Raw genomic sequence first — 14,813 nt, forward strand, 5'->3', positions numbered from 1 at the left:
ATGCAACGGTCTGGTAGTTCAGTTGGTTAGAATGTCGCCCTGTCACGGCGAAGGTCGCGGGTTCGAGTCCCGTCCAGACCGCTTCTTTAAGAAGTTGTGTTGTTCAGACATAACAGTCTGAATGTAGTGTAAGCCTAATAAAAATGAGGCTTTCCAATGAAAGGCTTTCCTTTTTTCTAAAATAGAAAATTGGGATGCTTTTTTGTTTTGATACATATATTTGGATCAAAGTAAAAGAGGTTTTTTCAATAAGTTTTAAACAATAAAGCAGTATTTAATCGATATTTTCAATTACTTTATCGACAATTTCATTGCTTATCTAATAAATACTTATATATTTACATCCTCTTGAAAGCCCTCAAATCAAACTTCCAAGATTTTTATTTAATCCGTTAAACATTTACTAAAACGTCCCTCGTTTTATTTTTAGTACAATTTAAGGTGTTAGCCTTTTATAGTTAATTATCCATTCCCTTCCCTCAGCGTAACAAAAGTTGTTACACAATTTAATATTAACTATTTAACCCTAAATTGATATATATGAAAACCCTAAAAATTACTTTAGCCTTAGTTGCAATTGCTGTATTAACTGTATCTGGTGTACAATCTGATAAGGTTGAAACTGCTGAAAATAGTAACATTAGCCAACCAACAAAAATTGATTTATTGGCACATAACAAGAAAAAGGCTCAACTACCTTCTCAAGGTTAATTCAGTTGTAATAATGATATATTTATAGCTCATAACTTAACTTAGTTATGGGCTATACTAGTTATTAATAGTTTAGATTATAACTTTGCTAGAAAATCTTAACTTTGGTTGAATATTAAATATTTATATTGAGGTTAATTTTTTCTTTAATACTACTTTCTACATTTTTAAATGTAGCAAATGCACAACGAGATAATAAACTCTTAGATTCTATATATTTATTAAGAGAGTTATCTAACAATTCTTCCTTTACAAAAGAAGATCGTATAAATTACATTAAAAAAGCGATTACTCTTTCCAAAAAGACTGAACAGGATACAACTATACTCAAGAGTAATAGACAATTGGCTTATACCTACTTATTAACAGGTGAGTATAACTCTTTTGAAAAGTTAGCTTTAGAAAATTTAGAAACAGCTAAGGAGTTAAATGACTCTATAGCAATAGCTTTTACAAACAATATTCTAGGCTATTATTATTACCAAATAGCGTCTGATAATAGCGAGTCTTACAAATACTATTTAGAGGCCTTAAAGTACTTTGATGCGTTAGGTAAATTACCAGAAAAAGCAAGTGCATTAATTACTTTAGCCAAAATTCAAGATGAGGAAAAAGATCATTTAGGAAGTGAGCAAAATGCGATTAAAGCATTAAGAATACTACACAGTATTGAGAAAGACCAAGACGTATCTGAAGAAATGTACTATGTTTTGAATTTATTAGGTATAGTATCTTTAAAATTAGAAAACTACGATCAATCAATTTCTTTTCATAATCAATCTTTGGACTTGGTAGATGACATTGAGAATGGTGAAGAGCTTGAAATAATGTCTTTAAATGATTTAGCATATTCCTACAGAGAGAAAGGTAATTATAAGGAGTCATTGAAAATTTTTAAACGAATCTTAGACGATCCATTACTCAAAGAGGATATGTCGTTTTATGGTTTGGTACTAGACAATTACAGTTTTACAAAGTTTTTAAGTGGAGACTACGTCTATGATGAAGTAGAACAGAACTTAAAGGAGTCACTTGAGATTAGCATAAATCAGCAAGATCCTTATACAGAACTAGCTGCTTCTATTGATTTATCAAAGTTTTACAAGGAAAACAAAAAGATAGATTCTTCATTAAAATATGCCAAAAAGAGCTTTAAATTGTCTGAGGAGATACCTATGAATGATTTACTCTTAGAATCAATGAAGATTTTAGCTGATTTAACAGAAGGTGAAGAAAGTAAGTCTTACTTAGAAAGACATATTAAATTAAGTGATAGCCTATTAAGGGTTGAGAGAGCTGTGAGGAATAAACATGCAAGAATAGAATTGCAAACTGACCAACTAGAAGCTGAAAATGAGCAAATATCAAAGGAAAACTTTTATCTCCTTATTTTGTCAGCAGGTTTGTTGCTTACCGCAGTTTTAGTGTATCTAGTAATTTCTCAGCGTGCTAAAAACAGAAAATTAAAGCTTATCCAGGTTCAGCAAAAAGCTAATGAAGATATTTATAACTTGATGCTTAGTCAACAAGATAAAGTTGATGAAGCCAGAACATTAGAGAAAAAGCGAATATCAGAAGAGTTACATGATGGAGTATTAGGGCGTTTGTTTGGTACACGTCTAAGCTTAGATAGTATTAATTTTAAAGACGGTAAAGAAGCAATGATGACCAGAGCTAATTATATAGGTCAGCTTAAAACCATAGAAGAAGATATACGAAAGATTTCACACGAGTTAAATACAGATTTTGTTTCAGGTTCAGGTTTTATGGATATTGTCTCAGAACTTATCGAAAATCAAACTCAGGCATATGGCTTAACCTATGAGTTTAATTATACGGATGACGTAAGTTGGGATTCTGTATCAAATAAAACAAAGATCAATATCTACAGAATCATTCAGGAATCCATGCAAAATATCTACAAGCATGCTAATGCAAAAGCTATTAAAATTAGTATTTCTTTAGAAAATGATGTAATTTGCTTAGACATCATTGATGATGGAGAAGGCTTCGATACATCGAAAAGCAAAAAAGGCATTGGTTTAAAGAACATGACGTCTCGTGTTGAAGAGATTAATGGAAGAATCACTTTCAATTCTCAATCAGGAAATGGTACAACTGTTAATGTTAAGATTCCCTATGATAACCAATCGACATGACAAGATTCTGTATAGAAGTTTGAAATTAAATAAACTTTATATTGATGAATTGCATCTGTCTTATTAAAAACCAGAAATAACCAGATGAAACATATTAACATATTAATGGTAGATGATCACCCAATAATTATTGAGGGTTACCAAAACGTGTTAATGGCAACTAAAGACGACGACCAAACCTTACTTATCGATACAGCAAATAATTGCGATACAGCGCAATTAATGATAAATAGAGCAGCAAAAGGTACACCTTATGACGTGTGCTTTTTCGATATTAGTTTGCCACCATCCGAGGATGGTAGATATGCCTCAGGTGAAGATTTGGCATTATTGGCCAAAAGAGTATTGCCTGATGCTAAAATTATCATTCTTACCATGTTTAATGAGTCGTTTAGAATTCATAACATCATTAAAGAAATAAATCCTGATGGTTTCTTAATAAAGAGTGATCTAACTTCTATGGAGCTGGCAGATGCTTTTCAGCAGATACTTAAATATCCGCCTTATTATAGTAGTACAGTAAGTAACTATGTGAAGAAAACCTTCACTAGTGAAATCTATGTAGATGACATTAACAGAAAAATTCTACACCTTTTATCCCAAGGGATAAAAACCAAAAGTTTATGCGAGTATATTCCATTGTCTACAAGCGCTATTGAAAAGCGAAAAAAACAACTAAAATTATTGTTTTCAGTTGAAGACGGTAAGGACGAAACATTGCTTCAAGAAGCCAGAGAAAAAGGATATTTATAAGAAATTTCTAAAAAACAAGCTATTTTCTGACATTAAAAATAAGCTTGAAACCATTGTCATTACTGAAGATTACGGTTTTTCCGCAACAAGTCTATGGTTTTACCACAATAGAAAAAGAATATGTTATCATACTTTTATCACAGGTCAACAAGAATTAATTAATCCCACTTTAAGTAATTGTTGAGTTAATAGCAAGAAAAATTAAACCTAGTTGTACTTCTAACAGCTAGGTTTTTTTCTTGCTTTTTTATTAAAACCAACTAGCATTATGTTCAGATAGTTTAGCTATAAAAAGGCCTAAATAAATTATGGCAACTATAAACTTTAAAAATGTAGATGCTATAAACCCTAAGAAAGAACCAAAAGCAGCCTTCAAAGCTTTGTTAATATCATTTCTATGAACCATCTCGCCAACTAAGGCGCCAATAAATGGTCCTATGATAATGCCAAAAGGAATAGGTGTTATTAATCCAATTACTAAACCTAATGTTGTACCAATAATACCTTCTTTGCTACCGCCAAAACGTTTGGTGCCTATTGCAGGTATAATATAATCGAGCACATATATAAAAACAGCTATTAATAGGGTAACAATCAAAAAGGTATTACTTAATTGTACACCTTCAGTAAAATGAAGTACTAATAATCCGATCCAACTTGTAAGAGGACCTGGTAGTACAGGCAAAAAACTACCTAAAATACCTAATATCATAAGTAGAATACTAAGTATAACTAGAAAAATTTCCATGCAAAATATTTATGTTCAATTATATGACGTAGAACATATGGTTTAGTTACAATTATATATGTTCAAATTAAATCCTAAAATTATTGTACATTTCGCTATTAGAAATGTGCTAATGAACCGACTAGCTTGTTTTTTATTAATTTTTCTGCTAACCGCTTGCAACTATTTTGAGAAGCAAAAAGTAAATTCTGAAGATTTACTAGAAGAAGAATTACAAACCTTCAATTGGAACGATGTAGACATCTATCCAACCTTCAATAGCTGCGAAACTATGACGACGAAAGAAGATAGTAAAGTTTGCTTTCAGAACACATTATTACAACATGTAAATGATTACTTAGGAAACCAAAATATTGTAGTTTCAGAAGATATTAATGATACCATTCGGTTACAACTGATTATTGATAATAAAGGACTTTTACGAATGGAAGATATTACGGTAAAGCCTGAGACCCAATTTCAGATTCCAAAAATCGATAGTTTGTTGCGTCAAAGTTTAATAGGTGTTCCTAAAATATTTCCAGCTATAAAAAGAGGCCAACAAGTAACAACAGCTTTTGAGTTGCCTGTGATTGTTAGAATAGACTAATTGCAATAACTATGTCAGTTCGAGTGAAATTGCTTTTTCGCAATTTTGTATCGAGAACTTTATGACGTCTTTGCGGCTTCGAGAGATAAGTTTTAAAACCGTATCGCCAACTTCTGCATCAACCTTAATACTTCAACATACAGCCAAATAAGTGTTGCTAAAAGTCCCCAAGTCGCCAACCACTCTTTATATTTTGGCGCTCTGTTTTTATAACGTTCTATGTAATCAAAATCCAATAACAAAGCAAAAGAGGCAACGATAGCGGCCAAAACATTAAAAGCAATGGCAAACCAAGATGTTCCCCAAATATATGCTTTGATACCAAAAAAACTCAATATCCAAGAAATTAAATAGACTACCATAATGCTCACCGTGGCTGTAATAATGACGCTTCGAAGCTTCTTGGTTACTACTATAATTCTAAACTGATAAAGTAATAGCATCACAAAAAAGGTAATAATGGTAACTCCAATAGCTTGGTAAGGTAATTCAGGAAAATTACGATGCGCATACGAGGAAAAACCACCTAAAAAGAAACCTTTAGCTATGATATATAGTGGCACTAGAATATGTGCCCAATTTTGCCGAACTGAAATTAAAACACTTACTACAACAGCTCCAAGCATACCTCCAAGTGTAAACCATCGCATTGGTGTTCCTTCTTCGTTGAGTTTCCATAAATAAGCTGTAATTCCTGCAATCACTAAAATGCCAATCATGGATTTAAAGAAAATACCAGCAACAGACATAGTTTTAGAAGATGATTTACCATCATCCCAAAAGTAGCCATTAAATACAGGATTAGAGGTTTTAAAATTTCTTAAACTCATTACTATAAGTTGAATTTATAACCAACAGCAATATCGGTCGAGAAATTACCTTGATTATCTAAAAGCAGTGCAAATAGTTCACCATAAATAATAGTAATGTAACTGTTATTCCCCACTTTGATATCTGAACCTACTCCAAAAATAAATGGAATGTCAAATGCTGTTTCGCTAGAGTCTAATTCTATATCGTTCTCATCTAAGAACGTAAAATTAGATAAGTTAAGCGTTGCTAATTTCACTTGTCCATAAATTGAAAAGGCTTCTTTATTTATAAACCTATAGCGATAGCCTAATGATAATTCCGAAGTACTGTATTTAAAATCATCATTTTCAAAAGCGTGTCTTGCTTGCAAAAAACCAGAATGTCTAGGCAAGACGTTTGCCTCATAAATTTCCAATTCCGCACCGATCATTGGCGTCTTAATGTTGTCAGGATTGCCAACAAATGGATTGTTTGTAATACCGCCAGAAAACCCTAATCTAAACTGTACACTGCTCTCAGTGCTTGTTGAGGTATAACTAGAATCTACAGAAGCGTTGTAAGCATCTATATAATTTCTAAGGCTGTAAAGCGTAAGCTTAAGTTTGTCTGTAGGCATGCCATTGGCAAGATTCCTTAGTGTAGATTTATATTCTTCTTGATAATCGTTGTCGTCATCTTTAGTGTTCTTCAATTCGGTAATTGTGTTATCTTCTGTTTTAACGAAATAACGATATTTACCATCAATAATATTCCATAGCAAATCTAACTTACCTTCAATTTCTGTTTTAAGTTCTAAGGATTCTCCATTAATAGTATAGGTTTGTTGGCTGTAATTTAATTGAAAAGCCAAAAGAAACAGTATTACGAAAAGAATTTTTTTCATTTGTTAGTTTTTAAGTGATTTGTGGTCAGCCAACTGCCCATAATGAGCCTTGGTTTCAGTAAAGCTATTAAAAATATCTTAAGTAAAGGTTACTTTTTAAAAGTTCTGCCTTTCCATTTGTAAGGCTTAAAAAGCGATAGTACAACAATGTATACGCTAAAGAAAGGATAAATAAGACAAGACCAAACATATGAAAATAAGACATTTTCCTGTTTGAAGAAGCGAGAGGATTTAAACAATAATAGAAAATCAATACTTAATTTTATTACCAGTAAAGCAACGGCAACCCTTGTTGTTATTTGTCCGAAAAACAAAACAGGAAGCATAGCTATACAGGTAAGATTCCCTAAAAAAACAATAAGTCCAACCAATTTTGAAAACCAATTAGGATTATGACTTGTTTTAGAAGCCCAGCGTAATCGTTGCTGAATTAAAGTACTGAGGTTTGAAACAGATTTTGTGGTAACTATGACTTTTTCAGATTTTAAATAGAAGATTTTTTTAGAATTGGCTTTTTTGAATTTCTCAAGTAGAAAAATATCGTCTCCACTAGCCAAATTATCGTTGCCACTAAAACCATCAACTGACTCAAACATAGATTTTCGATACGCGAAATTAGCACCATTACATAGTAAAGGAAGTTTAAGACCAAAACCACCAATAGTAGCACCTTGTAAACTCAAAACATCAAGGATTTGAAAACGTTTTAAAAAGGAACTACCATCATTGTAAGTCACTGGAGCAACCACGCAGTTTGGTTGATTGGTTTGGATAAATTCATCAAAAGCATCTAGCCAATATTTGGGTAAAACACAGTCGGCATCTGTAGTGATGATCCAATTATACTGAGCTATTTTTAAAGCTTTAGTTATGGCATCTTTTTTAGGAGAATTTGAAATTCTATTGTTTCTAATAATTTTGATGTCACCTTGAGCGTGTTCACTGAGCGAAGTCGAAGTGCAGCCGAAAGTTTTTTTTGATTTGATAGTGGTAATAACTTTAACCGAATCATCCTCAGAATCGTCATCAACCAAAATAACTTCAAATAGTGTTTTGGGATAATTCAACTTAAAAATTGAATTTAATAATATTGGGAGATTTGCTGCTTCATTTCTAAAAGGAACAATGACCGAAAACTTGGTTTTGGGTTTTAAATCCTTCAGCTTAAAATCTTCAACCCTATCAAAACCATAAATAAGACTTCCTATTAAAAAGAGATACAGAAGAACAATGATTATGAAGATAAGTGCAATCATTCTTCGACAGTTGGGAGTTTAAAATTTAAAACATAATAACTTCCAAATACACTCGGAATGGCAAAATTCAACAACCACATCAACGTGATAATCGATAGAATGGTTAACTCATTAACCTGTACAAAACCAAATAAAAATACGGCAACGCTCCCTTTTATGACAACATCAAAGATACTTATTGTAGGCACAATTGAGGCTAAAAAATACATGCTAGTGATAAGTACCATGGCTTTAGTGTACTCAACTTCAACACCAAGCATAGTCAATAAAAAATAAAACTGAAATGAGAAAATAAGATACCTTATTAAAGCTAATATAAGATTTGAGACATGAACTTTTAGTGGTACAGTCTTAAAGAAGTCTAGTAGTCGGTTTATAGAATATCCTTTTATTCTGAATCTATTTTGACTTATGCCTAAAACTGCAAAAACACTAATCAGAATAAGTATCGTTGCAAACTTTATCAGCTTATAGTAATCGATTTCAATTTGATATCGATTGATGAAAATGACTAAGCCTACACTACCAAAGATTGTGGTTATTGACATTTGTGATATATTACCAAAAAGATTTAGTAGAACAATTCGTTTCCTATAAGACTTGCCGTAGTAAATAGCTTTGGCTCCATAGTCACCGATTCGGTTGGGAGTAATTAGGGAAGCAGTCAGACCTCCTAAACTCTGTTCCAAAGCATCTCTAAAAGTAATCTTCTTAATGGTTTTAACCAAAGTCTTCCATTTTAAAACTTCAAAAAACCAGTTAAAAATGCTTAAAATGATTAAAAAAATGATGTTTTTGAGCGAAAATACGTTGTTTTCTTTCAAAAAAGCTAAAAAATCACTTAGTCGCATTTGTTCATTTTCGGTCAATTTTGAATAAATAAAATAAAATGCACCAACTACGATGCTTAACTTAATGAGCACAAATAAGAATTGCTTAGTTTTGTAGGGCACGTTATAATGCATGCTACAAATTAAACCAAAAACTTACACATGAAGCTTAATTTAAAACAATACCTTTTTTTACTTAGTGTGTTATGTATAGCCATGTATAGTAATGCACAATTTAAAGACACGAGCAAATGGAAAGCACTTTTTGCAGTAGGTTTTAACTATCCAACCACAGATGGTTTTGTTGACGGAACGTATGCACAATCGGTTAATTTTCCGACTGTAAATATTGGTGTGCAACACATGTTTAAACGTACTTATGGTGTAAAGTTAGATTATGGATTTAATCGTTTTAAAAATGATGATGGTTCGCCAGAATTTAAGATAAATTATTCTCGCATTAATGCACAATTTGTATTTGACCCTACAGAGTATCTAGGATTTTTACCGCCACGATTAAGAACTATTTTGCATGTAGGACCAGGATTTAGTTTTGCAAAACCGCTTGGAAATTTAGGTGATAATAAACAATCCTATTTAAATCTTTTAGGTGGGCTAGAATTACATTATGCCATTAATGAAAAAGTATCTGTCTATACAGATGTAGCCTATATTTATGGATTAACGTCTTTAGATGAATACGATCCAGTAATTAGTGGCCTTGGCGCATTTAACGGAAGTGTGTTTAACGTTACTTTTGGTATTGCGGTGTCGTTAAGTGGATGTCAGTATTGTGATTAAATGATGAGTAAAGAAAAAATCATATTAGGTATAGACCCTGGAACTACAGTAATGGGTTTTGGCCTTATTAAGGTGGTTGGTAAACAGATGCAGTTTATGCAACTCAATGAATTGCATCTCAAAAAGTACGAAGATCACTATCTAAAACTTAAACTCATTTTTGAACGTACCGTAGAGCTTATAGATACCTATCACCCTGATGAAATTGCCATAGAGGCTCCTTTTTATGGTAAAAACGTTCAGAGTATGCTAAAACTTGGTCGTGCTCAAGGTGTTGCTATGGCAGCAGGTTTGTCTCGCGAAGTCCCTATCACGGAATATTCACCTAAGAAGATTAAAATGGCGATTACAGGCAATGGAAATGCCAGCAAGGAGCAAGTGGCTAAGATGTTGCAGAGCACATTACAACTAAAAGAGCTTCCAAAAAATCTTGATTCTACAGATGGTTTGGCAGCAGCTGTTTGTCATTTTTACAACCAAGGTAGAGTTGAGGTTGGCAAAAGTTATACAGGCTGGTCTGCATTTGTAAAGCAGAATGAGGATAGGGTTAAGAAATAATAAGTATTAGTGAAAAGGAAAAACTATTTTTATCTTTAAAAAAATTAAAATCTTCTAATGATTATGTGCTTTAATAAATTTTCTTTCATCCTAATTTTAGTTCTATTAATGAGTTGCTCATCTAATGATAATGAAGAGGGTTATTTATCTACGGAGAATTCTTTCAAAGTTCTTATTGATGGTGAAACATATATTTTTAATACGTTCATGGCAATTAAAAATCATGATAATTTCGAAGTAAGAGGCTCTATTAACAATCAAGAAAGTATATATATAAGGTTCAATTCAAATGGCATATTAGACTATGCTAATTTCTACATTAATGGCACGTCTACAGATTATAAATCTTCCTATTATTTTCCTAAACATACGTTCAGTATCAGTGGAATTGCTATAGATAATGTCAACAAAGTTGTGAGTGCAGATTTTGAAGGGTCAATTTTTGATAATAATTACGACGTATCATCAAATGTCATAACTCTAGCTCAAGGTTCTTTTAACCTTGTCTTTGTGGATAGTCCAGGATTTATTGATAAGTTTATCGATGCAAAAATCAATGGACAAAATTTTGAAAGTGTCAAGCATTTTACCTCCAGTGACGATTTAGGTATTTTTAAAATAGGAGGTGTTTCTGATAATGAGTTTACTTTCACGATTAATTTTGATGCTGAAACTTTTCTAACAGATACGTTTCAAGGAGGCACATATCAATTTTTTAGTAGTGATGAGATTAATAGTGTAGGGCTTATATTTTATAACCCTTACAATAATATTTATGAAGAGTATGATTTTAGTGGAACATTGGTAATTGATGAACCTAACTCAGAATCTCAGACTTTTGTCTCAGGGTCATTCAGTGGAACAGCATTAAATGATAATGGTGAAAGTTTTAATATTTCGGATGGAGAATTTAACCTAATTTTCATCTAGTTACTTTAAGCTAAATGGCTGGCATCTACATCCATATTCCTTTTTGCAAACAAGCTTGCCATTATTGCGATTTTCATTTTTCGACCTCATTAAAAAAGAAAGGTGAGTTGGTTGAGGCTTTGGCTAAAGAAATACAATTGCGTAAAGATGAGTTTAAGGATGTAGAAGTACAAACCATCTATTTTGGTGGAGGAACACCAAGTTTATTGACCAATGATGAATTAAGATTGTTGATAGAAGAAGTTTACAAAAATTACAAGGTAACTAACAATCCCGAAATCACTCTTGAAGCCAATCCAGATGATTTGATAGGAACTCAGCTGTCACCTCGAGCGTGGTCACTGAGCGAAGTCGAAGTGCAGTCGAGAGGTCTTTACGAAAATTACAGAAGTATTGGTATTAACAGACTAAGTATCGGCATTCAATCCTTTTTTGAAAGCGATTTAAAATTGATGAATCGCGCACACAATGCCGAAGAAGCAAAGGAATGCTTGTCTGTGGCGACTCGCCACTTCGATAATATTTCTATCGATTTAATTTACGGCATTCCTGGTGCTACAAATGAGCAATGGCTTAAGAATATTGAAATTGCTTTAAGTTATAATATACCTCACATTTCAAGCTATGCATTGACAGTTGAGCCTAAAACTGCTTTAGCATCTTTTATAAAAAAAAGCATTGTCGATGATGTTGATGATGAACAAGCACACGAACAATTTCATTTACTAAAAGATAAGCTTGAAGCTTCAGGATTTGTACATTACGAACTCTCAAATTTTGGAAAAGAAGGGTATTTCAGCAAAAACAATTCTGCTTACTGGCAAGGTAAACCATACATAGGTATTGGGCCATCTGCACATTCGTTTAATGGAAAGCAACGTGGTTGGAATGTGAGAAACAACACTAAGTACATCAAAGCAATTCAACAAAACGAGCTACCAATTGAGGTTGAAACTTTAACCATAACAGATCGTTATAATGAATATGTTATGACAGGCCTTAGGACTATTTGGGGAGTGTCGCTAGACAAGGTAGAAGAAGATTTTGGGAAAATGTATAAGGATTACTTAATTGAGCAAGCTAATGTTTTTATAAACCAACATTTATTGTATATTGATGATAAGCATATACATGTTACTAAAAAAGGACAATTTTTAAGTGATGGTATTGCGAGTGAATTATTTAAAATCAACTTAGAGTGATTGCAACTATAGAATACAATTCAAGAAAACTAAAAATAGATTTATCCCAACCTTTAGATATTTCAATACCAATTAAAGACGGAAAATCAAACGTCAATGCATGGTATATTGGTCCGCCAAAAATTGAACCAGAAGTTTTTGATGATGATGTTATAAGTGTAGAAAATGGTGCTTCGGTTAATTTTAATACTATTACCTTTAATCCACATTCTCATGGTACACATACAGAAACCGTAGGTCATATAGTAAAAGAAAAGTATTCGATAAACAAACATCTCACAACGTTTTTCTTTTTGGCTGAAGTAATTACCGTTGCACCAGAAAAGCGAGGTAAGGATTATGTGATTTCAGCCAAACAATTGCAGTTTGCTTTAGGTAATAAAAAACGTGATGCATTGGTTGTAAGAACGATACCAAATACTAACGATAAAACAACAAAACAATATTCTAATACAAACTGGACGTACTTTGAAGAAGACGCTATTAAACTTTTAGTAAAAAAGGGTATAAAACACCTACTAGTAGATTTGCCTAGTATAGATAGAGAAGAAGATGGAGGTGAATTAAAAGGGCATAATGCATTTTGGAATACTAATGGGAAAATTAGAAAAGAAGCTACAATAACAGAGTTTATATATGTGTCTAATAAGATTGAAGATGGATCTTATTTTCTTAACCTTCAAATTGCGCCATTTGAAAATGATGCGACACCAAGTAAGCCTGTGTTGTATAAAATTTTAGAATAGATAAGTAGAATGTTGTCATGCTGAACTTGTTTCAGCATCTTATACTTATGTGAAATATAGCAAAGTGACTGTGGCATTATATTAGTGTCTCAATAATATCTATGGAAACATTTTTTATAATCATTATTAGCATATTGGTTACTCTAGGTTTAGTAACCATTTTTAGGCAATGGAAAACCAAAAAGAAAACCAGCGAACAATCTATTGTTCTTCTCGATAAAATAAAACGCGTTTGTAAGTTTATTACAGTTGAAGGAGATTTTGCAGAGATTTATCATTACGAGGATGTCAAAGAGAAGTTCTTAAAATTGATCTCTAGTAGAAAGAAAGCTTTGATTGTTATCAATGCCAAGGCTCACGTAGGATTTGATTTGAGTAAAGTACAAATGCGTTCAGACTTAAAATCTAAAACAGTCATATTATCCCACTTTCCTCAACCCGCGGTTTTGTCTATTGAAAGTGATATCAACTACTACGATAAAAAAGATGGGATGTTTAATAAGTTTGAAGCATCAGATTTAACGGAATTACATACCAAAGCTAAAGAGCATATTATGGATAAAATTCCTGAAAGCGGTTTGTATAATGTTGCTAGATTAGAAGCTTTAGAGGCGATACAACTTATTGAGAATCTTGTACAGACCATTGGGTGGACTTTAGATTATTCTGCCTTAAAAATTGAAGGTGAAGACAAGAAACTTTTAAAATGAATATAGAAGACTATAGAAATTACTGCATGAACAAAAAGGAAGTTACCGAGCACTTTCCTTTTGATGATGATGTACTGGTTTTTAAAGTTTGTAATAAGATGTTTGCGCTTGCTTCCTTATCTAAATGGGAAAGTGGTGAAGGTTTTGTAAACCTTAAATGCGATCCAGATTATGCTGAAGAGTTGCGTACCGAGTATGACGGCATAAAACCAGGCTATCATATGCACAAAAAACTCTGGAACAGTGTTAAAATACACGATACAGATCTTTCAACAAAACTTATTCTACAACTTATAGACCACTCCTATGATGAAGTGGTAAAAGGACTTCCTAAAAAAGATCAAGAAAAACTAAAATAAGATTACTTTTGCCTCAAATTAGAATCAGATGAGTTTAGAAAGAACACTCCAACAACGAAGTAATAATTGCTGTGAATTATGCGGAAATGATGAAAAGCTTTCAGTATATGGAGTGCCAAACGCCAAAGATTTAGCATTATATGCTTGTGAGACATGCATTACTCAAATGAATGATTCTGAAACAATAGATGCTAATCATTGGAGGTGTCTAAACGATAGCATGTGGAGTGAACATGATGCTGTGAAACTGATGTCTTGGAGAATGTTGCATAGAATTGATGCAGATTGGACACAAGATTTACTCAATATGTTTTACATTGAAGATGAATTGTTAGAAGTGGCAAAAGCTTCTGGAGATGGTCAAAGTGATGAAAATAAGATTATACATCGCGATGTTAATGGAGTCGTTTTAGAACATGGAGATTCGGTTGTTCTTATTAAAGACCTTAAAGTAAAAGGCTCTAGTATGGTAGCCAAACAAGGCACTGCCGTAAGAAATATTCGTTTAGACCACGAAAATGCCGATTATATTGAAGGAAAGGTAGATGGTCAGCAAATAGTAATTATTACCCAATACGTTAAAAAGGTTTAATCCGTATCCTTTTTGTTGAAGAAGTCAAAACTCAACGGAATCATAAATACCAAAAACAAGTAACGACCAGTTATTAGCCCAAATAGGGTTATTCCCGCTAGGATAACCATCAAAATAACCTTATATTTATATTTCATAATGCAAAGGTAAATCCCTTATTTATTTTATTCAAA

18 protein-coding genes and 1 tRNA gene are annotated in these 14,813 nt (G+C 32.5%); 13 read left to right on the forward strand and 6 right to left on the reverse strand.

Annotation, left to right across the window (positions count from 1 at the left end; genetic code table 11):
• The first annotated feature begins 7 nt into the window (after positions 1–7).
• The 4 genes from ACPX19_RS06845 to ACPX19_RS06860 all read left to right on the forward strand — a co-directional run bounded on the left by ACPX19_RS06845 (position 8) and on the right by ACPX19_RS06860 (position 3,623).
• Positions 8–81, forward strand: a tRNA-Asp gene (locus tag ACPX19_RS06845).
• A gap of 459 nt (positions 82–540) precedes the next feature.
• Positions 541–711, forward strand: coding sequence for a hypothetical protein (locus ACPX19_RS06850; RefSeq protein WP_426432307.1), 171 nt, complete (start codon positions 541–543; stop codon positions 709–711).
• 128 nt (positions 712–839) lie between these two features.
• The gene (locus ACPX19_RS06855) at positions 840–2,870 is read left to right on the forward strand and encodes a tetratricopeptide repeat-containing sensor histidine kinase (protein ID WP_426432308.1); all 2,031 of its coding nucleotides are present in this window, start codon (positions 840–842) and stop codon (positions 2,868–2,870) included.
• 84 nt (positions 2,871–2,954) lie between these two features.
• Complete coding sequence (locus ACPX19_RS06860; RefSeq protein WP_426432309.1) at positions 2,955–3,623, forward strand: DNA-binding response regulator; 669 nt, start codon at positions 2,955–2,957, stop codon at positions 3,621–3,623.
• Positions 3,624–3,873: 250 nt separating this feature from the next.
• Here the strand turns inward: ACPX19_RS06860 and ACPX19_RS06865 are convergent, their stop codons facing one another.
• Entirely contained in the window at positions 3,874–4,371 is a 498-nt protein-coding gene (locus ACPX19_RS06865; RefSeq protein WP_426432310.1) for a DUF456 domain-containing protein, read from the reverse strand.
• A 112-nt stretch (positions 4,372–4,483) separates the two neighbouring features.
• Here ACPX19_RS06865 and ACPX19_RS06870 point away from each other — a divergent pair, with 112 nt between their 5' ends.
• Positions 4,484–4,960: a hypothetical protein gene (locus ACPX19_RS06870; RefSeq protein ID WP_426432312.1), complete on the forward strand. Its 477-nt coding sequence runs from the start codon at positions 4,484–4,486 to the stop codon at positions 4,958–4,960.
• A gap of 92 nt (positions 4,961–5,052) precedes the next feature.
• Here ACPX19_RS06870 and ACPX19_RS06875 read toward each other — a convergent pair whose 3' ends face one another.
• From ACPX19_RS06875 to ACPX19_RS06890, 4 genes are all read right to left on the reverse strand, one after another.
• Positions 5,053–5,790, reverse strand: coding sequence for a Bax inhibitor-1/YccA family protein (locus ACPX19_RS06875; RefSeq protein ID WP_426432313.1), 738 nt, complete (start codon positions 5,788–5,790; stop codon positions 5,053–5,055).
• Between the two features lie 2 nt (positions 5,791–5,792).
• Positions 5,793–6,656: a hypothetical protein gene (locus ACPX19_RS06880; RefSeq protein ID WP_426432314.1), complete on the reverse strand. Its 864-nt coding sequence runs from the start codon at positions 6,654–6,656 to the stop codon at positions 5,793–5,795.
• A gap of 89 nt (positions 6,657–6,745) precedes the next feature.
• Complete coding sequence (locus ACPX19_RS06885; protein WP_426432315.1) at positions 6,746–7,912, reverse strand: glycosyltransferase; 1,167 nt, start codon at positions 7,910–7,912, stop codon at positions 6,746–6,748.
• A complete protein-coding gene (locus tag ACPX19_RS06890) occupies positions 7,909–8,877 on the reverse strand; it encodes a lysylphosphatidylglycerol synthase domain-containing protein (RefSeq protein ID WP_426432317.1) in 969 nt (322 codons plus the stop codon). Before ACPX19_RS06890 ends, ACPX19_RS06885 begins: the two co-directional genes overlap by 4 nt.
• Before the next feature lie 27 nt (positions 8,878–8,904).
• Here ACPX19_RS06890 and ACPX19_RS06895 point away from each other — a divergent pair, with 27 nt between their 5' ends.
• The 8 genes from ACPX19_RS06895 (at position 8,905) to ACPX19_RS06930 (ending at position 14,640) form a co-directional block, all read left to right on the forward strand.
• Entirely contained in the window at positions 8,905–9,543 is a 639-nt protein-coding gene (locus ACPX19_RS06895) for a cell envelope biogenesis protein OmpA (RefSeq protein WP_426432319.1), read from the forward strand.
• Between the two features lie 3 nt (positions 9,544–9,546).
• Positions 9,547–10,101 (forward strand): crossover junction endodeoxyribonuclease RuvC, encoded by a 555-nt coding sequence (gene ruvC / locus ACPX19_RS06900; protein ID WP_426432321.1) that lies wholly within the window; start codon positions 9,547–9,549, stop codon positions 10,099–10,101.
• 108 nt (positions 10,102–10,209) lie between these two features.
• Positions 10,210–11,031: a hypothetical protein gene (locus ACPX19_RS06905; protein WP_426432322.1), complete on the forward strand. Its 822-nt coding sequence runs from the start codon at positions 10,210–10,212 to the stop codon at positions 11,029–11,031.
• Between the two features lie 14 nt (positions 11,032–11,045).
• Complete coding sequence (gene hemW / locus ACPX19_RS06910) at positions 11,046–12,233, forward strand: radical SAM family heme chaperone HemW (protein WP_426432323.1); 1,188 nt, start codon at positions 11,046–11,048, stop codon at positions 12,231–12,233.
• Positions 12,230–12,979, forward strand: coding sequence for a cyclase family protein (locus tag ACPX19_RS06915; RefSeq protein ID WP_426432324.1), 750 nt, complete (start codon positions 12,230–12,232; stop codon positions 12,977–12,979). Before hemW ends, ACPX19_RS06915 begins: the two co-directional genes overlap by 4 nt.
• 101 nt (positions 12,980–13,080) lie before the next feature.
• Entirely contained in the window at positions 13,081–13,689 is a 609-nt protein-coding gene (locus ACPX19_RS06920) for a DUF4230 domain-containing protein (RefSeq protein WP_426432325.1), read from the forward strand.
• Positions 13,686–14,048: an MmcQ/YjbR family DNA-binding protein gene (locus ACPX19_RS06925; RefSeq protein ID WP_426432326.1), complete on the forward strand. Its 363-nt coding sequence runs from the start codon at positions 13,686–13,688 to the stop codon at positions 14,046–14,048. Before ACPX19_RS06920 ends, ACPX19_RS06925 begins: the two co-directional genes overlap by 4 nt.
• A gap of 28 nt (positions 14,049–14,076) precedes the next feature.
• Entirely contained in the window at positions 14,077–14,640 is a 564-nt protein-coding gene (locus ACPX19_RS06930; protein WP_426432328.1) for a PhnA domain-containing protein, read from the forward strand.
• Here ACPX19_RS06930 and ACPX19_RS06935 read toward each other — a convergent pair.
• Positions 14,637–14,777: a hypothetical protein gene (locus ACPX19_RS06935; protein ID WP_426432329.1), complete on the reverse strand. Its 141-nt coding sequence runs from the start codon at positions 14,775–14,777 to the stop codon at positions 14,637–14,639. The genes ACPX19_RS06930 and ACPX19_RS06935 overlap by 4 nt on opposite strands.
• Positions 14,778–14,813 lie beyond the last annotated feature (36 nt).

Origin of the sequence: Winogradskyella sp. HB-48 (assembly GCF_049942685.1) — a bacterium.
GTDB lineage: Bacteria > Bacteroidota > Bacteroidia > Flavobacteriales > Flavobacteriaceae > Winogradskyella.